At 38.0% G+C, this 25,042-nt stretch carries 13 protein-coding genes, 2 pseudogenes and 2 riboswitches; of the genes and pseudogenes, 6 read left to right on the top strand and 9 right to left on the bottom strand.

The genetic code is table 11. The features are described from left to right. Positions 1-96 (top strand): IS3 family transposase (locus tag DZB84_RS10465; RefSeq protein WP_142759836.1); only part of this gene is annotated, 96 nt, incomplete at its 5' end. Between the two features lie 28 nt (positions 97-124). On the opposite strand, the gene DZB84_RS10460 is transcribed toward DZB84_RS10465, so the two are convergent. Beyond that, positions 125-1,627 carry a hypothetical protein gene (locus DZB84_RS10460; RefSeq protein ID WP_142759835.1) on the bottom strand — a complete coding sequence of 501 codons (1,503 nt, stop codon included), beginning with the start codon at positions 1,625-1,627 and terminating at the stop codon, positions 125-127. 232 nt (positions 1,628-1,859) lie between these two features. On the opposite strand from DZB84_RS10460, the gene DZB84_RS10455 reads away from it, so the two are divergent. Both DZB84_RS10455 and DZB84_RS10450 read left to right on the top strand, forming a co-directional pair. Continuing rightward, entirely contained in the window at positions 1,860-3,731 is a 1,872-nt protein-coding gene (locus tag DZB84_RS10455) for a cell wall-binding repeat-containing protein (protein WP_189655213.1), read from the top strand. A gap of 172 nt (positions 3,732-3,903) precedes the next feature. Beyond that, positions 3,904-5,676, top strand: coding sequence for a S8 family serine peptidase (locus DZB84_RS10450; protein WP_116352193.1), 1,773 nt, complete (start codon positions 3,904-3,906; stop codon positions 5,674-5,676). Between the two features lie 317 nt (positions 5,677-5,993). On the opposite strand, the gene DZB84_RS10445 is transcribed toward DZB84_RS10450, so the two are convergent. The 4 genes and pseudogenes from DZB84_RS10445 to DZB84_RS25650 form a co-directional block, all read right to left on the bottom strand. After that, complete coding sequence (locus tag DZB84_RS10445; protein WP_116352192.1) at positions 5,994-10,199, bottom strand: S8 family serine peptidase; 4,206 nt, start codon at positions 10,197-10,199, stop codon at positions 5,994-5,996. A gap of 233 nt (positions 10,200-10,432) precedes the next feature. Continuing rightward, entirely contained in the window at positions 10,433-11,047 is a 615-nt protein-coding gene (locus tag DZB84_RS10440; protein ID WP_116352191.1) for a BsuPI-related putative proteinase inhibitor, read from the bottom strand. Positions 11,048-11,231: 184 nt separating this feature from the next. Next, a pseudogene (locus DZB84_RS25655) lies at positions 11,232-11,591 on the bottom strand (choline-binding protein A); the annotation flags it as partial. A 69-nt stretch (positions 11,592-11,660) separates the two neighbouring features. Further along, positions 11,661-11,987: pseudogene (locus DZB84_RS25650) on the bottom strand (C40 family peptidase); the annotation flags it as partial. 542 nt (positions 11,988-12,529) lie between these two features. Here DZB84_RS25650 and DZB84_RS10430 point away from each other — a divergent pair. Then, the gene (locus DZB84_RS10430; protein WP_116352189.1) at positions 12,530-14,806 is read left to right on the top strand and encodes an N-acetylmuramoyl-L-alanine amidase; all 2,277 of its coding nucleotides are present in this window, start codon (positions 12,530-12,532) and stop codon (positions 14,804-14,806) included. Between the two features lie 360 nt (positions 14,807-15,166). Further along, positions 15,167-15,252, bottom strand: a riboswitch (cyclic di-GMP riboswitch). Between the two features lie 310 nt (positions 15,253-15,562). Here the strand turns inward: DZB84_RS10430 and DZB84_RS10425 are convergent. Together DZB84_RS10425 and DZB84_RS10420 are read right to left on the bottom strand one after the other, a co-directional pair. Then, a complete protein-coding gene (locus DZB84_RS10425; protein WP_116352188.1) occupies positions 15,563-17,092 on the bottom strand; it encodes a BCCT family transporter in 1,530 nt (509 codons plus the stop codon). Next, entirely contained in the window at positions 17,076-18,869 is a 1,794-nt protein-coding gene (locus tag DZB84_RS10420; protein ID WP_223254417.1) for a phosphotransferase, read from the bottom strand. The genes DZB84_RS10425 and DZB84_RS10420 overlap by 17 nt, the downstream gene beginning before the upstream one ends. A gap of 232 nt (positions 18,870-19,101) precedes the next feature. Next, a riboswitch (cyclic di-GMP riboswitch) is annotated at positions 19,102-19,186 on the top strand. A 21-nt stretch (positions 19,187-19,207) separates the two neighbouring features. Between DZB84_RS10420 and DZB84_RS25440 the strand changes: the two genes are divergently transcribed. Further along, positions 19,208-19,339 carry a hypothetical protein gene (locus tag DZB84_RS25440; protein ID WP_262983948.1) on the top strand — a complete coding sequence of 44 codons (132 nt, stop codon included), beginning with the start codon at positions 19,208-19,210 and terminating at the stop codon, positions 19,337-19,339. A gap of 77 nt (positions 19,340-19,416) precedes the next feature. Here DZB84_RS25440 and DZB84_RS10415 read toward each other — a convergent pair whose 3' ends face one another. After that, on the bottom strand, positions 19,417-21,582 hold the full coding sequence (locus DZB84_RS10415; protein WP_116352187.1) for a metallophosphoesterase: 2,166 nt from the start codon (positions 21,580-21,582) through the stop codon (positions 19,417-19,419). 251 nt (positions 21,583-21,833) lie between these two features. Continuing rightward, positions 21,834-23,849, bottom strand: a complete 2,016-nt coding sequence (locus tag DZB84_RS10410; protein ID WP_116352186.1) for a penicillin-binding transpeptidase domain-containing protein — start codon at positions 23,847-23,849, stop codon at positions 21,834-21,836. A 201-nt stretch (positions 23,850-24,050) separates the two neighbouring features. On the opposite strand from DZB84_RS10410, the gene DZB84_RS10405 reads away from it, so the two are divergent. Then, a complete protein-coding gene (locus DZB84_RS10405) occupies positions 24,051-24,818 on the top strand; it encodes a hypothetical protein (protein WP_116352185.1) in 768 nt (255 codons plus the stop codon). Positions 24,819-25,042 lie beyond the last annotated feature (224 nt).

The raw sequence follows: 25,042 nt of genomic DNA, 5'->3' as shown, positions 1-25,042 counted from the left end.
GATTATATTCACTATTACAATCACAAAAGAATGAAGGCAAAATTAAAAGACCTGAGTCCGGTGGAATACCGAACTCAAGTCTTAAAAGTTGCTTAAAATATTTGTCTAACTTTTTTGGGTCAGATCACTGATTGGTTTGTATTTTTAGATACTGCATAAACAAATAGGATAATGAATAGTTTGATAACGAATCATTATTGTCCCCCCAATAAAGCAGGGAATGACCATTTTGAATCGAGTTTGAACGATTATAATAATCTAGACGCCCTGACAGCCCAACACCACGATAAACTTGGTGTGCCGCCTCGGCTAAGCCTTCATTTATCCATGACGGCAAATCGCCCCTACCCTCAACTAAAACATTTTGATTAAAGCTAACCATATGTTGAAACTCATGTGCCAAGGTTCCATACGACCTTGTGACATCAAGTGAGGCACCAACCGCTCCCATTGATGGATAAGTATCAATATAAAAAATCTCAGACTGATTAGATTGAGGGAAATAGTATGTACTATATAAATCCCTACCATAAAAATACCCAGAAACATATCCGCCATTTCCGTTATAGCCATCTTTTATATCAAATACTAAAATATGAACCTTTCCATTTCCATCGACATCTGATTCTTGGGCAAAATGGCTCGTCACAGTCCCGTAAATATTCGTATCAAATTCAGTACCTAGCTGGGCAGCTGCCGAGTTTGTTATTTGATTATTGTATACCCACACATTCGACTTAGAACCACTATAGGCTAATTGGGCTTGGATTTGATAATCCTGATTGGTTCCTAAATCTGTTACCCAAAATGCTCTCGAATCACCGACCTTGTAAGTCTGAGCCGTATAAAACTTATTTTTCTCGATTGGATTTCCAATAATTTCTGGAATGTCAAATGGCAAATCCGCATCCATGATGTACGATGACTGGTCTAGATTCGGATCAATCGTACTATTCTTCGTTTGGGTATCAAATTGGAACATCCCTGTTGTTTCCATATATTCACTTATTGATTCATTGCTAATCAGTGCATATGTATTACCTGTCAAGGATTCGTCCCCAGCATAAAATGGATTCTTAATTTTGAAGGTTGCTACACTTGAATAATATTCATCCTCTATAGTAGCTGACGTTCCAACGCGTAAGTAAATAAACGGTTGATTCATATACAAATTTTTATCAATCTCAGTATATAAAAAAGCATCCGTATATCCGGCTGTATCAAAATACACACTTCCATAGAATTTTAATGTGTGGCCCTCTTCATAAAAAAGCTCATATGTTAAAATAGAATCCTTTGTATACGCACTGCCTGAATTATAATAAAAAAGAATTTCTAAATTATCCGCATACACCTCCGTAATATCCGAATAGTAGAGTCTATGGAAGGTACCGAAATCATCATATAAAGTTGTCGCGATTCTCCCTTTTTCCACTAAAGGATATGAAGCTGGATCATAAATATCAGCTTTTGATTCTTGTGATTTTTTTGGTGCTTCCTTATTTAATTCGGTTCCACTTAAACTGATTTTTGTTTGAGGAGTTCCCTCATTTACCTTTGCTGCTTGCGTCATTATTGGTATCCCCAACATTTGCAGCACGATTAGTATAGAAATTATTTTGCGCAAAATCTTTCCCCCTATTATTCTAGTAAAAAAGAACTATTTGTTTATGGTTAATATTTTACCAGAATTATACTGTAGATATACCAACAATTCTATGAATATATGAATAAAAAGGATGTTGAGGATGGTCACTAATGAAACCTCAATTTTTTAACAGTTTAAAAACTAGCATTTTTATTGCTACTATTCTCCTAATTTGATATCATTCCAGTATATGACATTAGGGGGTCAATACATGAAAAAGCTGTTACTATCAATATTTTTTACAATGTTTTTAGTACCTGCGGTTGGGTTTGCTGAAACGAATGCGTCATCAGACCCAAGCGATGCAACAATGAACAGTTCCTCGGACATTTCTGTTGAGCAATCATCAGATGAAAGTCCTGCAACAGACACAGAAAAAACACCTGCTGAAGAACCAGCAACCGGTAATGAAACAGCAACGGAAGATACACCGACTGAAGAACCGGCAACTGCTGGTGAAACAGAAACAGAAGATACACCGACTGAAGAAAATTCAACTACGCCTAATGAAACTGAAAAGGTTCAAGAGGTTAACCAAAATGTCGTACAATCTGAAGTTCCTGCAGCTGGCTGGCAACAAGAAGATGGATATTGGTTTTACTATGATGAGAATGGAAACAAATTAACTGGATGGCTAACTCTCGATGGAAAGAAGTATTACATCGATGAGAATTATGGTCGTTTAACAGGATTTTATGATTTTTATAATGATGTAACAGGACTTTATGATGGATACTTCTTCCATAAGGATGAAGGTTATATGCAAACAGGTTGGATTCAATACGGTGGGGCCTGGTATTATTTCAATCCTAAAAATGACGGGAAAGCCCAAGGCGATTGGCTAACTCTTGATGGTAAAACGTATTATTTTGATAGAGGATATTGGGATAGTTATAGTTATGGAACTCGAGTGACAGGTTGGTTTACCATTTCAAATGAAACAACCGGACTTAATGATTCATATTTCTTTAACACAGACGGCTCAATGAAAACAGGTTGGGTACAATACGGCGGGGCCTGGTATTATTTTAACAGCGATGGTAAACAGTTATTTGAATGGCAAACAATCGGTGGTAAAAAATATTACTTCGATTCTTTTTACTCTGGCCAAATGGTAACTGGTTGGAATTCTATCTATAATGAAACAACCAACCAATGGACGGACCATTACTTTAAACCATCAGGTGAAGTCGGATCTGGCTGGCAGTTCGACGACTATTACGGTGAATGGTATTATTTAGACAACCTCGGTACAAAAAGCATTTCTGGCTGGCTACAAAGTGGTTATAAGTGGTATTATCTTGATTACGGTAGGATGATAACTGGGCAAATTGAAATTAATGGTGTAAATTATTTTATGGATTACTCCAGTGGTGCCATGAAAACTGGATGGTTCAAAGACGGATACTATTGGTACTATGCATCAGGTAGTGGCGCTTTGAAGACTACTTCTTGGTTATATGATGGCGGTGCTTGGTATTACTTTGATGAATATTCAGAGATGGTGGACTACCCTACCTATGTAGGCGGCACTCTTTACTATTTCCATAGCAATGGTAAAATGGCATCTTCAACAGGCTGGCAATATGATGGCTATGACTGGTACTATACAAATGCAAATGGTACAGTTGTTACTGGTTGGAGATGGATAGGTGGCAAATGGTATTATTTTGATTCGTACTACAGCGGTGCAATGGCTACAGGTAGTCATAAAGTTTCAAATACACTCTATTACTTCCATAGTAACGGCGCAATGGCAACAACAAGTGGTTGGGTTTATGACGGGTATTATTGGTATTATACAAATTCAAATGGTACTCTAGCGACTGGTTGGAAATGGACAGGTGGCAAATGGTATTATTTTGACAGATACTATGGTGATATGATTACAGGATACCAAGTAATTGCTGGAAACTATTATTTCTTTAACACAGATGGTTCCATGCACACAGGCTGGCGCTATAATTACTCTAACGGAAATTGGTACTACTACAATAGCAGTGGTGCTCAGCAATTTGGATGGGTACTCATTAGCGGTACATGGTATTACTTTAACTGGTACTATGGTTATTGGGTAGCATAAAATAGAAGATAAAGGTTATGTGGATATAGCTTCCACATAACCTTTTTACATTCTTTTATCCTATGAAACTTCTTTTATTTTCCATTGGAGATTTGCTAGTATTTTTTATATAGTAATCTCATAAACCTTGAAAAGGAGGTTTGTTACACTGAAGAAATTGACGCCCTTTTGTATGTTAGTTTCAATTTTACTTCTTTCATTTTCTCCTCCCGCTTTTGCGAATCAAACCATAGAAAAAGTTTTGATTGTATTTGAGGATAAGATTGACGCATCAATCGTCCAACAGGTAAATGGAGAAATTACACATCTATATGGTCAGTTCCATGCTTTGTCTGCAGAAGTTCCTTCAAGCTCAATTCCATACCTGAAAGAAAGCAAAGGGATTGTTGCTGTTGAAGAAGATACACTCGTGGCAAACCAAGTCCAATTTCAGGATTGGGGTATAGATGCGCTAGACGTTCCAAAGTCCTGGAATTCTTCGTTTACAGGCAGGGGTGTAAAAATTGCAGTCTTAGATACCGGAATAGCGAGTCATCCTGATTTAGAAATTGCAGGTGGTAAAGCGTTTGTCCACTACACCACATCTTATTATGATGATAACGGTCATGGGACACATGTTGCAGGAATCATCGGGGCAAAAAATAATAATCTTGGTACTGTTGGTGTCGCACCAGATGCATCCCTATATGCTGTAAAAGTACTTGATAATAACGGCGAAGGATATGTATCAGATATTGTAGCCGGAATCGATTGGTCGATTCAAAATAAGATAGACATTATTAATATGAGCCTATCGACAATTGAGCATTCTTTTTTATTAAAAACAGCAGTCGACACGGCCTATAAAAATGGAATCTTGGTGGTTGCTGCTGCAGGCAACAACGGTACACCTGATGGTAGTAGTGATACCGTTGAATATCCTGCTCGGTATCAATCGGTCATTGCAGTTTCAGCTGTTGATTCAAGCTTTCAACGCGGATCCTTTTCCGCAAGTGGATTGAATGTGGAGGTAACAGCACCTGGGGTTGGAATCACCAGCACATATTTAAAAAATGACTATGCAAGGTTAAATGGCACTTCTATGGCTACCCCATATGTGACTGGAATATTGGCTCTCATGAAAAATGCATACCCTACCCTCTCTCAAACAAGTCTTCGCGAGCAGCTTCACCAATCTGCAATTGACCTTGGAACACCTGGTAAGGATTCTTTTTATGGTTATGGATTGGTCCAAGCTCCTCTCGAAGAAAAAATAACCGAGAGGCCGGAAGAACCTATTTTCAAAACCGGGTGGCAATATGACAATGGCTCTTGGTTCTATGGAGATTCAACGGGCGAATTCGTGAAAGGCTGGCTGGTCGAAGAGGAACGTTGGTATTATTTTGATCAAACGGGCGCAATGGTGACTGGCTGGCTGTACGATCATGGGACTTGGTACTTTTTATCAGGCGATGGCGCGATGAAAACTGGTTGGCTATACGATGACAGAAGTTGGTATTTCCTTGCTAAGAGTGGAGCCATGGAAACCGGATGGGTCCTTGATAATAACAGATGGTATTATTTTGGTTCAAATGGAGCGATGAAAACTGGCTGGGTATTTGATAACAAGGCATGGTACTTTTTATCTAATAATGGGTCAATGAAAACTGGTTGGCTATTTAAGAACGGCGGCTGGTATTTCCTTGCTAAAAACGGAGCCATGAAAACCGGATGGTTCCAAGATCTCGATAATACCTGGTATTACTTAGACAACAATGGCCTGATGGTGACCGGTTGGGTACTGATCCAAAACAATTGGTATTTTATGAATTCTACGGGCGCGATGGTATCCGGCTGGAAACAGATAAATGGTAGCTGGTATTACTTTTATCCAAGCGGAAAAATGGCAAGCAACACCAGTGTCGGCGGCTATCGCCTTGGGTACAATGGAGTATGGATTCAGTAGGCTGGTGGTTGTCTGCTGAAAAGTGTTTTTTGGCGACTGAGGAAAAGTCCTTCAACGGTTTGATGAAGGACTTTTCTGACTGATTTTTACCTTGTTGTGGGACAGAGGGACAGGTCCCTTGTCCCAGTGGAGGATTGTCACTGCAAGTAAGCCTTAGTTTGTTGAGGAAGCCCATGAAACTACTAGTTGCCAATTGAGGTTTGTTGAAGAAAGCTCTTAAATTACTTGCTTTCACCATAGGTTTGTCGAGTTTACGGCATAAAAAAGCTTCCCGAAAGGTTTTCTCCTCGGGAAGCTTTTTTGTGTTCATTACGGTTTTATTGGATCCATGCTCCATTTGAGCCTAGCTTATAACCATCGATTGTTGTGTTAAAAGCCATTGCTCCGCTTGAGTATAGGTAGTACCACTTACCACCTGTATACACCCAGCCTGTTGCCATTGCACCACTTGACTTTAGGAAGTACCACGTTTTACCGTCTTGTACCCAGCCTGTTGCCATTGCACCGCTTGACTTCAGGAAGTACCACGTTTTACCGTCTTGTACCCAGCCTGTTGCCATTGCACCAGTTGACTTTAGGAAGTACCATGTTTTACCGTCTTGTACCCAGCCTGTTGCCATCTTGCCGCTTGAGTGTAAGTAATACCATGTTTTTCCATCTTGAACCCATCCAGTTGCCATTTTTCCGTCTGATTTTAGGTAGTACCAAGACTTATATGAAGTATCGTAGAACCAGCCTGTTTTCTTCACATCATCCGTATAGTAATACCAAGTACCATTTTCATTTACCCAACCATTTTTAGGAGTTGGTTCTGGCTCAACATCACCACGGAATACTGTTACTTCCTTCGTTGTTTTGTTACCAGCTATGTCATACAATTCTAAGGAGAATGTATTGTCGCCAGGTTGTAATGAAACAACAGTAGTAACTGTTTGGCTAAATGGTTTCAGATCGTATCCTGGTAACTCCTGATAAAACTCTTCATTTCCATCAACGAAATAGCGTAATTCTTCAGCATTGTCAGAAAGAGTTGCTTTTAATTCAACTGTCTCAACATCGCTTGCCACAGTTTCCGGTACATCAACCGTTAATTCCGGAGCTGTAGTATCAACAAAGATTAGACGGCTGTTTGAAAGTGAAGTTTCATTTCCAGCTTCGTCAGTTGCAACAAGTTGAATTGGATGTGCTCCATCCTTTTCAAAAGTTACAGTAGTTTCGAAATCATAGTGACCTTTTTCTTCATTCCAAACTAAATCAACTTCTTCACCTTGAACAGTTAAGCTCTCAACTTTTCCATTGTCTGTTACAGTACCCGCAACTTTTATCTCACGAGTATTGTGAATAGAGAAAGTTTCTGGTGTTGTTACTGTGATAACTGGAGCTTCAGGGTCTACTACAAAAGTAGTGCTATTTCCTGCAAGGTCAGTTGCCACTAAACCAATCGCTGCATTCTTATCAAGACCAGTTACATTTAGTTCAGTTGTATCAGGTGTAACAAGACCTTCTGATTTTCCGTTTACCAATACTTCAATATACGATAATCCAGAACGATCGTCTGCTGCATTAATTGTTACTGTATCTCCATCGCGAGTAGCCTCGATAGTTGGAGCAACTGTATCAACTACTACTGCAACTTTAACGCTTTGAGCATCCTTTCCAGGATAGTCAATTGTTGAAGCAATCTCATAGAAATAATTACCATCAGCTACGACTTTATTTTTAACTTTTCCATCCCAAGCGCTTGCAGATTTAATAGAGTAAGTAGCAGCACTTCCAGCATCGTAGTAATGCTTTCTTACATTTTGCTCGGAACGAATTGTACGTAATACTTTGCCCTCTTCATCAAGAACATTGTATTTTACTTCCTTCGCATTACGTAGGAATGATAACTTTGGAAGAATATTATCTTGCTCACCGTCACCATTTGGGGAAATCGCAATTCGATCCAATGTTCTCTTATAACCGTCTTTTGCAAAAGGATCATGTCCTAAATAATAGAATTTTCCATCCTTTGCTTGGTAAAGCATTGCAGCATCTTCATAGAATGAAGAACCTTCAGCATCATCATAAGCAAACTCATCAAGTACAGGCGGTGCGTTCCAGTCACCTTTGAAACCAACATAAGGAACAGAAAGTTCTGGTTGAGTTTCATTTGATAACGTTACATATCCTTCTACAAAGTATCCGTTAGGGAATACTGTTTCTGGTGCAACATAAGCACTGGCATTACTGTTAAGTACTTTTGCATCAGTTAAATCAACAGATACTTCAAATGTAACTGAATCATTAGCTGGAACCTCAACAGTTGATTCGCCACCGTTAATAGTTACAACTGCATCAACTAGTTCTTGTGCCTCTAATTCATTAGCAGCATACCCAAGTTCACCAAATAGAGCTAGGTCTGTTTGTACATTTGCAGCAACATCATATGTTACAGCTTCGTCAGAGAAGTTAGTAGCTTCTAAAGTAAAGCTAAATTGGTCACCAACTTCTTTAAGCGCAGCTTTAGCAATTCCAGAAGTTGTTTCAGTAACCACTACTGGTGTGCTCAGAGCCGCATGTAATTGCATAAGTCCAGCACCTTGACGGCGAGGAGAATATGGATTTTCAAAACCGAACATTCCTTGAATTGTACCTTTATCAATTACAGGTTTAGCAGTATTCATTAGAAGGTTTTTCGCAAATTCAACTTTTGCTTGTCCAGTTAATTCAGCGAAATCTTCCTTCACACGTTGAAGTACTAGAGCTGATCCACCAGATACATGTGGAGCTGCCATGGATGTACCACTCATTACCCCATATTGATCATCATTAAATGTAGAATAGATATTTCCACCTGGAGCAGTGATTTCAGGTTTGAAATCTAGGTTAGGTGTTACACCCCATGATGTAAAGTCAGACATTTTTCCAGCTAGTGGATTTGGAGCAGTTGTTACATCACCGTTAAAAGTTAGAGTAACAGCTACACCTGAATCTAATTGAGCTTTTAACGCGTCACCATCAACCTTTAGCATAAATAGTTGTGGGATTTTAATTCCTGGATCTGATTGCATGCTTACATATCCATCAGAGTGGTTGTACACAATTACACCTGCAGCACCAGCTTTTTGTGCGTTAAAAGCAGTATCAGTAAATGTATTACCACGTTTAACTAAAACAAATTTACCTGTGTAGTCAGCGTCTTTCCAGTCGTCTCCCACACCAATTCCGCTGCCGCCTACATGTACTAAGTCAAATGTTTTTGTTTCAAGACTATTTGGATGTACAGAGCTTGCTGATAAGAATGGATGTAGGTCGCCCTCAACTCCATCAAATGTAGATTGTGCAGCATCTAAATCCATGAAACTATTATTAAGAGAGGCTACTTGTAATGAATCTGTAGATAAACCTGGTGAACCAACTACACCAATATCAGGGTTAGATGCATATGGATTGTAGAATCCATTACCTAAGTGAGCTGAGTTACCAGCTGAGATTGACATTAATACGCCATTGTCAACCGCATTAGCAATTGCTGTTTGCTCAGGATCATCTGCATTCACAAATGAAGCAGTTGAACCTAAACTCATGTTAATTACATCTGCACCTAAGATGATAGAATCATCAATTGCTTTGATATAAATATCTCCCCAAGTGGATCCCATTTCTGGGTCGTTACCGAATACCTTAAGGGCTAAAATTTGTGCTTCAGGAGCAACACCTTTAATTCCACCATTTTCTTCGTCACCGTTTGCAGCAACAGTACCACCAACGTGCATACCGTGGAAAGATGCGCCAGGTCCAAGGTCCCTAACTTCTGCATTTGTATCCATATAGTTATATCCATAAGGAACTTTTGCAGAGTAGTATTTACCCGGAAGATTGTTTTCTGTTACGAATGCATCTACTTCAGACTTTGTTAAAGCAGCAGATGATTCATCAGTTAAGACCATATCTTTATGTGTTGGATCGATTCCGCTATCGATGATACCGACAATCATTCCTTCACCTTTATAACCATAGTAGTTCCAAGCATTTTGAGCCTCAACAAGTTCCTTACTGTACTTCATATCTGGTTGAGCTTCAGGACGCTTGTACTCATTAGCAATTGTTACTCTTGAAACGCCATCAAGCTTTTCAATAGCAGCAATTTTGCCATATTCAACAACACCTGAGAATCCATTCAAAGTTGTTGTGAATCTTTCTTTGAATTCCATATTAACTTTCTTTGAACTCATTTGAGTTTTAACAGCTTTTTGAGCTGATAAAGCCCTGTTTTGAAGTTCAGCTTGTTTAACTTCTGATAATTCAGTAAATTTTTTACCTTGTTTGGTTGCGTATTCAATTGCCGGTGCACCTTCCACCTCTACGATAACGCGTACCTTTTCATCAAGAGCAAAATTCTCTGCTTCTTCTTCGCTAAATGATTCTTTCACGGTCACGTTTTTATCACGAGCAGGCTTGTTTAATGGACCTGCCGCTGCCATTGCAGTGTTAGCAAATAGCATAAAAAACGCAACAACTAGTAACAAAATCTTTTTCACGCAACATTTCCCCCCATTAGTAGAGTAATAGAATTTTCTGTTATTCTATTTTTCACAAAAAAAAACAAAATAGAATAATAGTAGATAAAATACTACACTCCTTTCCATTTTTTGATATATTACTATTTTAGTTTAGTCAAAATAAAACAAATAGTCAAACAATTATCGCTACTTTTTTCCATTATTTATCAACAAATTTCGCCAAAGGAAATATACTAATATAGCACCCGACTTTACTCTATCGAAAAGTTAATAACCGATTTAGTCTGGATACCTCCTACAAACGTTAGCCACATTGAGAGAGTATAATCTCCACTAGTAAGATTGGCTAGATTTATATCATACGATAATGACTGATTGGCTTCTAATATCTCCTCATGTATGACTTGTAAAAACGATTTCCCATCCGAAAATCTTTTAATAGAACCGTCTGTATTATTTATTACCTCATATTCGTAACGTTGACTTGTTGGAAATTGAATCGTTAAGGTTTCTTGGCCAACATTCTTACTCTCAAACTTAAAATTAGCATTTCCGTTTGTAATAGAGATCAATTGAAGACTTGATTCTAACGGAAAAGTTTGTAATTTGTTTTTCGCTTTCTTTGAAACTGGTTCAAGTTCTTGTCGTTTTTGTGGTTTATTATTTTCCACGATACGTCCTCCTTTGGAATTATCATCAAATTGATTATCTTGTGTAAGGTTATTATTTTCCGGATTCGTATTTGCGAACTGACTATCAGATTCAGAGTTTTTATCGGGTTTATCATTGTTTTGATTAATAAAAAATCCGATACTGGTAACAAACGCTATTGCAATACACATAGTAAGGATTATTTTTTTACTCATGATGTACACCTCCTAATTTAAATAACATTACTATAAGTTCGTGTCTATTTGGTAAATTCCTTTTTCCTTTGGGGTTATGTCGAAATTTTTTGTTTTAAAATATCCCTTTGCAGACCATTCTCTTATAAAAACATAAAGACTATCAGTGGCAGAAACCAATGATAGTCTTCTATAATTATACATATTAATTTTTTATCCAAGCCCCGTTGCTATCTACTTTATAGCCATCTATGATTGTATTTGCAGCCATGGATCCATCATTATAAAGGTAATACCATGTTCCTCTGTCCAGAATCCAACCGGTTTTCATAGCCCCACTATTACTCATATAATACCATTTGCCTTTGTCCAATAACCAGCCAGTTATCATTTGTCCGTTTGATCTTAAGTAATACCATGAGCCATCAACAGACGCCCAGCCCTTGGCCATTGAACCATTCTGGTTTAACCAATACCAGTACCCATTTTCTTTTAGCCAGCCTTTTTGCATAACACCGCTAGCATTTAAATAGTACCATGTCCCATTATCCAATGCCCAGCCAGTTGCTAATGTGCCATTTGAATAGTAATACCAGTTTCCGCCTGAGAATTCCCACCCAGACTTTGCTACACGTTTTGCCCCAACATATCTAGGCTCATAATAACGACTTGATAATGTATCGATGGTTACACCATTTGAAGTCGAAGCATGTATAAACTCATCGTTTCCTAAGTAGATACCAGCATGAGAAACACCTGCTTTATATGTAGTAAAGAATACAATGTCACCCGGAATAAGTTCTCGCCTTGAGACGCTTGTCCCTGCATTATATAAATCCGAGGTTGTTCTCGGTAATGTAATTCCATTTTGTTTAAATACATATCCAATAAATCCGGAACAGTCAAAACCATTTACAGTTGTTCCCCCCCATAAGTAAGGAACACCTATATATTTTTTCGCAATCGAAGGTATAGTTTCGGATGCTGCACTTGTTTTATTTCCATTAAATAGAGTAACAAATATAATAAGAAAGATTAATAGACTTGTAAAAACGACTTTCTTCATAAAGAACCTCCATTTAAATTCCTTACATTATTTTCTATATTATCCCACAATTCAACATAAAGTGATTTTACATGATGATTAAAAATATTACAAAAACATGTCATCGATTGACGGATTTCGAAGGTTTTCTTTACTATAAGAGGAACAATGACAATATTTGTTCATTTTTTCATAAAAAAGCTAATTGAACATACACGACGATTTTTGGAATATTTCCACGGAAATTGTTTTTAATTTCAAAAAAATGCCGAATGATAGGTTTATTTTATTTGATAGACTTCAGAATTCGACACCTTTCTTCAGAATTCACTCATTTTCTTCTATTACATTAGTCCTATTTTTGTTATATTAATAGATATGAATATTTATTATAAATTTTGGAAACTACCATTCATCAATGATTGATGATAAAGCAATGAAGTAAGGATGGGATAAACGTGAGTACTACGAAAAAAATCACAACATTACTGTTATTATGCCTGGTTGTATTCGCTATCTTTGAGACTTCCAATGCTTCCGCATCATATGGCAATTGGAAGTATAGTAATGGGGCTTGGTACTATTATCAAGGAAATACACTTACTACCGGATGGGTGTTTGATGGCAACGAATGGTACCATATGGACAATAATGGTATCATGCAGAAAGGTTGGCTGAAAGAAAATCAGACCTGGTATTACTTGAAGTCAAACGGAGCAATGGCAACTGGTTGGATAAAGGATAAAAACAGTTGGTATTATTTAAATTCGAGTGGGGCGATGGCTACTGGATGGATAAAGGACCAAAACAAGTGGTACCATTTAGCTTCGAATGGGGCTATGGAAACAGGGTGGAAATGGATTCAAAATAAATGGTATTACCTTTATTCAAGTGGGGCGATGGCCACTGGTTGGATAAAGGATAATAATAATTGGTTTTATTTAGATTCGAATGGTGCCATGGCCACTGGATGGATTTCAGATAAGGACTCTAAATATTTCCTCGACTCTAGCGGAGAAATGGTAACAGGATGGCAGACACTGAATGGGAATCGCTATTACTTTAATAGTAGTGGTGCAGCTTCAATCGGTGTAACCGAAATAGATGGACTCAAGTATCTATTTAATAATGAAGGAATTCTTTCTTCGGGATACCAAATCGTAAACGGCTCTAGCTATTATGCAAATAGTGAAGGAGTTATATTTTCTGGCTGGCAAAAAACTGATGGTAAAAAACAGTATTTTGATGAAAATGGTAAAATGGCTGTTGGCGTGACGAATATTGATGGGACCTACTATATATTTAATACAGAAGGCTTTCTAGTAACAGGATGGTATGAAGCGGATGGTAAAAAATATCTTGCCGATGCCAATGGTGTTGCCCTTTCTGGACTGCAGACAATCGATGGCGAAAAGTTTTATTTTCTAGAAAATGGTCAGCTTGCTACAGGGGTATCGACAATTGGTGATAAAAAATACTTGTTTAATAGTATCGGTGAGCTTCTTACGGGTTGGCAGGTTATCAATAATGTAACATATTTTGCTGATAGCAACGGTGTTCTTCAAACAGGATGGATGACGAAGGACGGGAAAAAGTATTATTTTAATCAAGACGGATCAGCCTCCCAAGGCTGGGTTTGGATTGAAAACAAGTGGTTCTATTTTGATCATGATTTATCTATGAAAACCGGATGGTTATTAGATTCGAATAGAAAGTACTACTTAAAGAGCGATGGATCCATGGCGACTGGATGGGCTTTAGATGAAAACAAGTGGTACTATTTTAACTCAGGCGGTGCCATGCAAACAGGATGGGTTCTAGATCGAGGCGCATGGTACTTTCTTGACAGCTCAGGCGTTATGCAAACAGGATGGTTATCCCAATCCAATAAATGGTACTATCTAAAAGCAAATGGTGCCATGGCTACTGGGTGGGCTTTAGACAATAACAAATGGTATTATTTCAACTCTAGTGGTTTCATGCAAACAGGATGGATATTAGATCGTGGTACCTGGTACTATCTAAACGGTTCAGGAGCTATGCAAACAGGTTGGTTATCCCTATCCAGTAAATGGTATTATTTAGATGCAGGCGGTGCCATGAAAGTTGGATGGGTAACCGTCGGCGGCAAAGAATACATGATGGGTATCGATGGCGTTTGGATCCCCGGGGCAATTGCAATCCCAGAGTTAAAAAATAAAGTGATTGTTCTTGACCCAGGACATGGTGGCCGAGATAGTGGCGCCGTTGGTGGTGGATATTACGAAAAAAATATAGTATTAGATGTTGGATTGCAATTAAGAGATTTCCTTACAATGCACGGAGCACTTGTCTATATGACGCGTAATACGGATGTGTATTTAACTCTATCGGAACGAGTAGAAATCTCGAATTCTATTAAGCCTGACGCTTTTATTAGCATCCACACGAATTCAGCAGCAAGTAGTACTGCTTCAGGACTTGAAACATTTTGGAATTCAGTGGGGGGCGCTCTACCAGAGGAAAGCAAACAGCTTGCGACCGCTCTTCAAAACTCATTAATCAATACGACAAGTGCAGTAAACAGAGGTGTCAAGGATGCAAACTTTGCTGTCATTCGAAATAACCAAGCACCTGCTGTATTAGTAGAATTGGGATTCATCTCAAATAGCACGGAACGAGCAAATATGTTGAGCAGTAGCTACCAGGATAAACTTATTAAGGGAATCTATAACGGACTACTAGCGTTTTTCTAAATGGCGTGTGACTGAGTCACACGTTTTTTTCCGCAGATTAGGGTGGGTCAGAGGGGCGAGTCCCTTGTCCCAGACAGAAATAGGTACAAAGGTGCAAGGTGCCTAACTGGACGAAAGTGCCCCCACCAAGGGTTGGTAGGGGCAAATTTTTTAAAGTTTAGTTATATAGTTTATGGCTTCACGTTCATGGTATTGCATTTTTGACTGAATATCGATTTTTAGCTCTTGACAAAGGCAATCCTCTAAGAGTGCTCGGTTTTTGTTAAACTGAATGCTGTGCCAATAGTATTTTGCTTTGTAAATGACTTTTTTCATGCATATTCCCCTTTCGGTTTATCACATAAATCGAAAGAGTCCGTGTTCGGCAACTGGCTAGCATAGTCCAAAAGACCGTAGCCCCTCTAGTTTTGCGTCATCATCTTTCAATGATTTTGCCTTTTCGTACGATTTATGTATGCTTCATATTTACTATAAAATAAGATATAAATAGATTGAAAGGGCCTTTTGTCCTATTTTGTCGATAATTAGTACCTTTAAGCTAGATCAATCATGAGGTGCGCGTAAGACAGCTCCATTCGTTTGCCCAACCTCCACATATCGTAAATGAATTGTTTTGTAGACATATTAAGGAATGCAAAAAGTGCTCCTATTGCAGATAAGTTGAATGTTTGTTTCCATATAACAAACTACCATCTACAATAGGAGCACGTACTGTTTAATCATGTTTAACAGAAATAAAAGCAAGGGACCTGTTCCCTAGTGATGGGTGCGCAGATCTTTGATGAAGCTGTAAATGATGATTCCCATAATGAGTGCTAGTGGGAAGGCCGTGATGATGGCGACCGTCTGTAGCATAGTTAGTGTTGATTCGTTAAATAACAGGGCAATCGGTAAAATAATAAAGATTAATGACCAGAATACTTTTAAAAATTTAGGTGGTTCTTTGCCAATTTCTAATTTTTTCAATGAATATTCAGCTACTACATAAGTTAACGCATCAAACGTACTTGCGTAGAAAGCGATCATCGCAATGGCCAATATCGCAAGTCCAATCATCGGAATCGGAAGTTGGTTGAATATCTGAAGGATGACTTCATCTGGTCCTACTCCTGTTGCTAGCATTCCCGCAGCGTCTACGTTCCCGTGTGTTTGGTGGAAAAGTCCAAAGTTACCGAAAATAATAAATGAAGAAAATGTTCCTAGTAAACCAAAGGAATACCCACCTACAATCGTTTCTTTAATTGTTCTTCCTTCTGACACCTTACCGATAAAGAATGGTGTTGCGACAAACCATGTAATCCAATATGCCCAATAGAAGACTGTCCAGTCCTGCGGGAATCCTGAACCACCTTCTCCAGAAACGCGAAGTGGATCCATCCAGGTTGCCATACTGAAGAAATCATTTATCATTTTTCCTATTCCTGTAACTCCACTTTCAACGATAAACTTCGTTGGTCCTAAGAAAAGGAATACCGCAAGAAGCACAACAAATGTACCCACACATATATTTGCGAGCTTCGAGATCCCCTTCATCCCGATTGTAACAGCAGTAGTATAGATAACAGCAATAATGACTAAAATAAAAATCATTAACCCTACACCCTGAGGAATCCCAAATAAATTCGAAATTACGTTCGAAAGCAATGGGGTTGTTAACGAGAACGTTGTAGCTGTCCCCCCAAGCAAACCAATAATCGAGAAAATATCAATCGCTTTTCCCAAAACGCCATCTGCATGCTTTCCGATTACAGGACGGCATGCCTCTGACAATCTTTGACGAGTCCGTTTTTTAACAAACATCATATACCCATAAGCAGCTGCAGGAAGGATATAAAAGCTCCAGGCGATTGGTCCCCAGTGAAATAGAGGGTAGGCAGAAGCAAAATCCTGTCTCTGCGCTAAGCTTAAATCTTCAATTCCAAACGGGTTGGCACCGAAATAATAGGCCCACTCAATTAATGACCAATATAAAATATCAGCAGCCATCGTTGAGGTAAAAATCAAGATTCCCCAAGTAAGCCCCTTATATCGTGGTTTTTCGAGGGTACCAAGCTTGATTCTACCATAACGAGAAAAAGCAACCCAGACTGATATCAAAAATACAGCCAGTCCAAATACTAAATAAAATGCGCCAAGCTCCCCTACTAAAATACTTCTAAGTATTTCGATTACGTTCCCGCTTGCACTTGGAAAAAGAAAAAGAACAAGTGCTAAGACAATCGTAATAACAAGCGGTGTAAGTGTTAAAAACCAATCAATTTCCTGTTTCTTATTTTGTGGATTCATACTTTCGTTCTCCCATCAATTCCATGCTCTTTTTATAATAGTTTTTTGCATAACGATACATCTTAAGCGTGTAGTCTCCAAACTTCACTCCTAAGGCTTGTTTATATTGAGCCCACATAGACCATAAGAAACCGCTAAGTGATATATACATATAAATTCTGAGACGCTCTTCATCTGTTGGACCATTTTCAAAATAATAGTTTATGATGTTTTCCAGCTGCTCCTGATTGTAATTGCTGTACAGCGCAAACATCGAAAGATCAATCACTGGATCGCACATTGCCGAATATTCCCAGTCAATGAGTTTGAGTTTCCCATCTGGCAAAACTAAGATATTATCCACATGGGCATCAATATGACAAAAAACAGATGGAAGATCCATTTTTTCAAGGACAGATAGAAGGTCATTCATTTTTTCACGAACCTCAGAAAAATCCTCAAAAAGAACTGCTTTATGCGTTTTACAGAGGTCCTCGTAAAATAATATCTGTTGTTTAATGTCGAAATGATGAGGCACAACGATTCCACTTGTATGAAGCTCTCTTAATAGGTTCATACTCTTTCTCAGCTCAATTTCATTTTGTTCATCGGCACTTCTTGATCCTGTTTCGTATTCAGAAATTTTAATACCGGTTTTCGGGTCAATATACACGATGTTTTCTGTAATCCTTAACGGCTGAACCGCTTGGATGCTTTCGTATTCCTCGTTGCGATGGATGAGATTTTCTGTCCCCTGTCCAGGAATGCGACAAACGTATTGTTTTTCACTTATTGAAAAACGGAATGAATTATTGGTCATACCTACTTTGATTGGCTTAATATTCTTAATTTCATCTTCTTTTATATTAAAAATGAACGACAATAATGACATCGTTTCACTTTTCGAATTTTCACGATAGCTTGTATCAAATTCTCTGAGTTCTTCAAGGCTTTCAAATTCATAAACAACATTCGGCCCTTGCGGATTGATGTACATTTCAAAGCTTTCGAGATTGTTCATAAAGACATGTTCCCAATAATCGTCCTCCGTACCAGGTGTGTGGTAGGCCTTTTCCAAAAGAGGAACGAGTGTATCCGAAAAATCTTGTGAGAAAAACACAGATCCATACATATGCCACATATCGGTACCGCCGATTTCCACGTCGACAATACGATTATTATCGTCGATTTGTAAGCACCATTCCGGTGTGTAGCCTTCTGATTTTACAGCACAATACCAAGCTTCAAACTCATATTTGTTATATAGATTTTTCGTAAAATAGTTGTCACTTGTTAAGATGTAAGTATTTTTTAGTAAATGACGAACATGATACACAGTTGCAAGGTTATTTTTAGTGTCATATTCTTCATTATAAACGAGCTTAACCCCATACTTATCGATAAGGTACTCGAATTTCTCCTTCTTATAGCCAACAACGACAGTAATGTCGGTGATTCCTGCTTCCAACAGCTGTTTAATTTGGCGCTCAATCATCCGCTCACCGAAAACCTCTACCAAACCTTTCGGGGTTTCATAAGTGACTGGAACGAAACGTGAACCAAAGCCTGCAGCAAGGATAATCGCGTTATCCACACGGTGTTCCTCAAGTAAATTTTGTCCTGCCTCCGTTACTCCAAAGCCGTTTTCGGCATTTTTTAGCAGCCCTTTTTCTAGCAAGTTGTTCACTAAATTATTTGTTTTTCCAAGTGTAAAATGGCAGTTTTCTGCAAGCTCATGTTGTGTACATTGATTATTTTTATTACATTCTCTTAAGATTTTTAACAGTTCTATATTCAAAATTCGACACCCTTCGATACATTTTTATTTAAATTTACACCATCTCAGGCCCACTTTCAATACTTTTTGTTCAAAAAATGAATGAATTAATTATAGGTCAGGAGGACAGGTTCCTTACCCCACCAAATTTTTCCTGGGACAAGGAACCTGTCCCTCCGTTCTGTTTAGGTCCTTTTGCCTATTAAACTTTCGACAAAATACGACGATATTAATACAGGATTTGAAAAAATTCGTACGAGAATAGCAAAATCACTGAAAAGTGACTACGCAAAGCTATAGGGGCTAAAGTTCTATAACTAGGCCAGCCAGCTACCGAAAACGAGGAGGTTAAACAAATCATGAGTACATGGATAACGCCAGAAGAAATGGAAAGGAAAAGAAAGAGAAACAGAACTCTTTTATATATCTCTCTTCCAGCTCTAGTGATTTTAGGAAGTGCAGCAATAACAATACTTGCAAATCAGATTTAAAATGTAAAAAGGGTCCAATAAGTTTTTTGCTTATTGGACCCTTTCTTATGATATCATCTAGGTCATAGGGTAAGCGACTAGGACACAGACCTCCAAACACCGCTCATATCAAGATAATACCAAGCATTATTATCAAATATCCATCCTGTTTGCATTACGCCAGAAGTTCCAAGGAAATACCAATCTGAGCCAGATTTTAACCATCCCGTTTGCATCACTCCAGATGAGTTTAGAAAATACCAGTATGGGCCGGATTTTAGCCAGCCTGTTTGCATGGCGCCAGAAGAGTCAAAGAAATACCAATCTGAGCCGATTTTTAACCAGCCTGTTTGCATGGCACCAGAAGAGTCTAGGAAATACCAGTCTGCCCCGTTTTTTAGCCAACCTGCTTGCATTACGCCATTCGTATCCAGGTAATACCAATGCTCCTTATCCTTTATCCAACCGATTCGCATTGCACCTGTGCTGTCTAATAAGTACCATTTGCCTCCAACATGAATCCAGCCTGTTTGCATGATTCCATCTTGACCAAGATAATACCAGGTTCCCTTTACATATTTCCAACCAGTTTGCATGGTACCATTATCACTGAGGTAATACCATTTTTTATCGGTTTCGAACCAACCATTTTTCATAGCGCCGCTTTCATCTAAATAATATTTCACTCCATTTTCTTCAATCCATCCAGTTTGCATAATTCCATCCTGACCAAGATAATACCAGGTTCCATTCAAATACTTCCAACCGGTTTGCTTGGTTCCATTTTCATTAAAGTAATACCGTTTTTTGTCAATTTCTAGCCAGCCCGTCTGCATGGCCCCACTTTTATCTAAATAATACTCCACTCCATTCTCTTCAATCCAACCGGTTTGCATCGCTCCATCAGGGGCTAAATAATACCAGTATCCATCATCGAATAACCAACCTTGCCTCTTTATATTCGATTCGAAGTAATACCAGGTATTATCGAGAAACCACCAGCCATTATAATCCTTTGTTTTAAAAGAAAACGTAACAGGTTTCGAAGGGTTTTTCCATGCATCTACTGCTACTAATTCCATTGTGTATGTCGTACCGCTTTCCAAGTTAGAAAGAATAGTAGAGATTTCTCTCGGTAATGTTGTTGGATTCCAAAATTCGGTATACTCCGTTTTTAATGTTTTTTCATCTAAATTAATATAATATCGGTCAACAAGTGTTTCATTGTCTAGTGCAGCGTTCCACGTTAGTTTGACTTGTGTTTCTTTAATATCCTCCACAGTTACATATTCATTTATGAAATAAGGAGGAATTGTATCATCAATCGTTTTTTCAAAAGGGATTTGAATGATGTATGAATCAAGCCATTTATTCTTCGTAAAATCTCTTGTCTTAATTTCAACCTTATTCTCAAAAACATTGACCAATAATCCCTGTGAGAGCCCAAGAGAATATCCCCCATCAGCCCATCCATAAGCAACCGAACCTGCATTAACCATCGTGAACTCATTTTGGTATACAGTTCTTGGATGATTTAATAGATTATGAGAATGACCAGTAAATAAAATGGCCTGTGGATATTGACTTAAAATATCATTTAATTTTTCTAATTCACTCCCCCATTCATCACTTCCATATACAGTTCCATTTATAGCCTGGTGCAGGAAAACAAATATCGGTTTATTAGGGCCTGCATTCTCTTTTAGCTTTTCTTGTAACCAATTGTATTGTGCATCAGAAATAATGGCATCATCTCCATTACTAGGGTTGGTCATTCGCGATTCTTCACCACCTAATACAATGAAATGATACCCCTCAATCCATTTGTCATAATACAAGCCAGGCATTTTTGTTTTATCGATAAATCGATCGATAAAATATTGTTCTGTATGCTCTGGCTTTGGCCAATAACGTCCTTCAAAAAACTCATGATTTCCCATTGTTATAATTTTTTCTGCACTTGGGTGGGAAAAATAATTTAAAATTTGATTAAAGCCATCATATTCGAAGGGTTGTCCACTTTGAGTCAAATCACCAACGATTGCAATAGCTTGATAATTCGGAGCAAGTTGTTTATACGTTTTTAAAGCGTGCTCAAACCCCTTTTCCTGTGCACCATACCCTCCAATGTGGACATCACTTATAACTGGAAACTGTAAAATAGGTTTTTCCATTTCCATTACTTGGTCTTCAGCAAAGGCAGAGTTGATTAGAAAAAGGAATATTGATAAACATAATATTATAGAGCAGGTAATCTTTCTCATTTTTCTCCCTCATATTTCTTAATTTAATAGTTTACAAGTCTTTTTTATACTTAATACATAATCATATATTACAATAACAATAGATGGCCATCAATTTTATTTGGGTGAATAGGATTCTCTTATCCTTTAGATTCCCGGAAACAAACCTAAAAGTAAAAAGCTGTCAAGGTTATCTTGACAGCCTAACATTTCTTATCCGTTTTCCAAATACTATCACACTATAATTGTCATATTCATTCCTTCAGGCATTTTTATCTTAAAACAGACTCAAGGATAGCCTTAACCTTCGGTGTTACATCATAACTTCCGTTTTTTACATCTTCAATCAACATGGCTACTAAAAGGCTTGGATTTTCTGTATTGAATCCAACAAACAAACCGTTTTCCTGGCCATCCTCATCTTTTGTTGCTTTTAACTCAGCTGTACCTGTTTTTCCCGCAAGCCTTATGCCTTCAATTTTCGCATCATTCGCAGTACCATTCGGATCCTCTACAACCTGCACAAGATCATCTAAAATGATTTTTGCGTTTTCAGGTGTTAAAACATTTTCTTTCCAAAACTCAGGTTCAGCCACCGACTCATCAAGTAGTAGCTTCGGCTTTATCAGGTTTCCAGAATTTAATAATGGTGTAAAAGAAACTGCCAAGTGGATTGGACTCATTTCAAGCTGCCCCTGGCCATATCCTGTATCTGCTGTTAATACATCAGAGTTTAAGCCTTCATTTGAAACCTTTGACTCATAGACAGGATATTCGAATGGGAATGGTTCTCCAAATCCGTATTTTGTTAATTCTGATTCAAAGCGTTCTCCACCAATACCTAATGCAGCCTGTGCGAAATAAATATTGTCAGAGTATACAAAGGCATCTCTTAAATTCACCGGTTTTCCAGGATCAGTAACCCTTGTGATAGAATATCCGCCCCATGAGCTATCCTTTTGCCACTGCTTCCCTGTGATGTCAATTGAAGTTTCTGGGGTAATCACTTGGTTCTCAAGTGCAATTCCCGCTGTAAGTGGTTTAAAGGTGGAACCAGGTGCATAGGTTAATATAAAACGGTTGACTAATGGTTTAAGTGGATCTTCATTTAATACGTTCCATGGAGCATTTCCTAACACAAAGGCATTTGGATCAAATGACGGACTACTGACAAGTGCAAGTGCTTCACCAGTTAGTGGGTGGATAGCTGCTGCCGCCCCGGCATTTCCGCCCAGTTGATCATGCGCGACTTGCTGGACATCAATATCAATTGTTAAGCGAATCGTTTCGCCATCCTTTGCTTCTTTTTTCGCTAAGGTGACATTTTCAGTACCATTTGCCTTTTTAATGTAGAGATGTACTCCTTTTTCTCCTCTTAAACGGTCCTCCAATACAAACTCTAGACCCTTTTTCCCTACTATATCATTCGCTGAATATCCTTTACCTTCTAGGTTTTTCAAATCCTCAGCTGTTACTTTTCCAATATAACCAATTAAATGTGCAGCCGCCTCCTTAAACGGATATACACGAGATTCCACCTTTTTTGATAGCACTCCACTCAATTGGGTTAACTCTGTCGCAAGTTCTTGTTCCTCTAATGGTAGTCTTGCAATCGGTACAAAATAATGAGGTTGAACCCAAGAAGCATTTAACTCCTTTTGAATCGACTCGGGTGTCGTATTTAATAATTCTGCGGCTTTTGTAATTGTAGCCTCTTTATTTTCACCAAGGTCTTCTGGGACCATTCCGATTTCATAAACCAGTCCATTTTCCGCTAACTTTACACCATTACGATCAAGAATTTCCCCACGCCTTGGCGATGATTGCTCGAGGCCGATTTCATCCCCTTCCTCCATGTCTGGAAAGAACATCGCATGTTCCCATCTAACAGCCCACTTCTTTTCATCTTTCTCTTCTTCTAAAACGAGTGTTGCTTGTTCCGAGAATTCGACAGGACCCGCAATCGTTTCCATTGACAGGTCATATGTAAAAGCGACTTCACCCTGCTCATTAGGTTCTATTTCTTCTTCTGGAGCTTTGAAATCGATATTAAGGTTATTTATATTGATATCACTGTATATCTTATCAAACCGTTCTACAAATTCATCCTTGTTTACCTTCTCTTTAACATCTTCTGAAAATTGACTATATACTTTTTCAAAATCGTGTTTTTCCCAATCAGAGATAAATGCTTGAAAACGATCTTCCGGTTTCGGATCATTATTACAGCTTGTTAAAAAAGCTATGACCATAATGAGGATGATCCATAACAATACGTTACGATACATGACTATAATTCCTCCCCTCACTTCATTTTCACTTTAAGGTACTATCATCATTATACATTTTTTTGGTTATTTTTGGGTCTGATTTGTTTTTAAGTACATACACCTAAAATTTTTACATTATTTTCAACTACCAATTATTATCCAGAACATGATATTCTCGTAAAGTCATCAATTCAATTTCATCAACAAGGGGGATTCTCATTGAAAAAACTACTTACTACAGTTATGGGTTTGGGTATTCTGGTAGGTTGTCAAGCACAGGAAGAAATCGCAAAAGATAAATCAAAAGCTGACATTGAAGTAATTACTAAGGATAAAAAGCTGACTACACAAGTAAATAAGGAACCAATTGATCCTGTGATTGAAGAAGAAGAAGTTCTCACAGATCAAAGTGTTCAAAATAAAACAATATGTAATCGTGCAAAAGTTGATAACAAAACGATTAAAACAACTGGAAACAAAGAAAACTTTCACACAAATAATCCTTCAAATAATAACACCACTATAAGTAAAGTTGATTCTCAACAAACTACCGAAAAAAAGCAATCCACAACAAAGTCAAAGCCAAAGCCACCAGAGCGACTCGAGTCTTTTTCCTATAAAAATAGATCCGCCGGAGGGGCTACAACGGATTTAAATATTCTAAATCAAACACTGAATCAATTAAAGAAAGAGAAAGCCGACGATAAAGCTTTCCGCGAGAATCGTATTCCTGAATTAGAAAATCTAATTGATAAGGAAACAATTGAACTTGAGGTATTTTATCAACAATCAATTCAGCCCAATTTAGAAGAAAGTCAGCTAACCGTAATAAAGAAACAAATGAAAGAAATACAAGACCGAATGGGTGCTTACCACAAAGAACTACAAAATTTAAGAGAAATTCCAGACGAGATATATAATTTGGACTCTGAAATTGAATTTTACGAAGCATATATTGCTTATTTAAAGGAAAACTTCAGTTACTAGGGACAGAGGGATAGGTTCCTCTCCAACCATAATTTCCCAAAACAAAACATTAACGATCGAAGTTGTTGGTTCTATCCAAGCAAAATTTTGGCAGAAATTAAACAATTACAAATACTCACTATCACAAGATGTCGGTTTATTCTCTAAGGAACCGGCTAGAGGAACTATTCGATCATTTGAAGAAACAACGAACCGTTTTGAACCAAGATATAGAAACCCTAGTA

This window comes from Bacillus sp. HNG, assembly GCF_003400205.1.
Lineage (GTDB): Bacteria > Bacillota > Bacilli > Bacillales > Bacillaceae_L > Ferdinandcohnia.
The sequence above is the reverse complement of the archived record's forward strand: the minus strand, read 5'-3'. Positions and strand labels throughout refer to the sequence as shown.

Bases quoted from the DNA above. Each gene is read 5' to 3' on its own strand.
- DZB84_RS10455 (WP_189655213.1), top strand. From the start codon at position 1,860: ATGAAAAAGCTGTTACTATCAATATTTTTTACAATGTTTTTAGTACCT.
- DZB84_RS10450 (WP_116352193.1), top strand. From the start codon at position 3,904: ATGTTAGTTTCAATTTTACTTCTTTCATTTTCTCCTCCCGCTTTTGCG.
- DZB84_RS10440 (WP_116352191.1), bottom strand. From the start codon at position 11,047: ATGAGTAAAAAAATAATCCTTACTATGTGTATTGCAATAGCGTTTGTT.
- DZB84_RS10425 (WP_116352188.1), bottom strand. From the start codon at position 17,092: ATGAATCCACAAAATAAGAAACAGGAAATTGATTGGTTTTTAACACTT.
- DZB84_RS25440 (WP_262983948.1), top strand. From the start codon at position 19,208: ATGAGTACATGGATAACGCCAGAAGAAATGGAAAGGAAAAGAAAGAGA.
- DZB84_RS10415 (WP_116352187.1), bottom strand. From the start codon at position 21,582: ATGAGAAAGATTACCTGCTCTATAATATTATGTTTATCAATATTCCTT.
- DZB84_RS10410 (WP_116352186.1), bottom strand. From the start codon at position 23,849: ATGTATCGTAACGTATTGTTATGGATCATCCTCATTATGGTCATAGCT.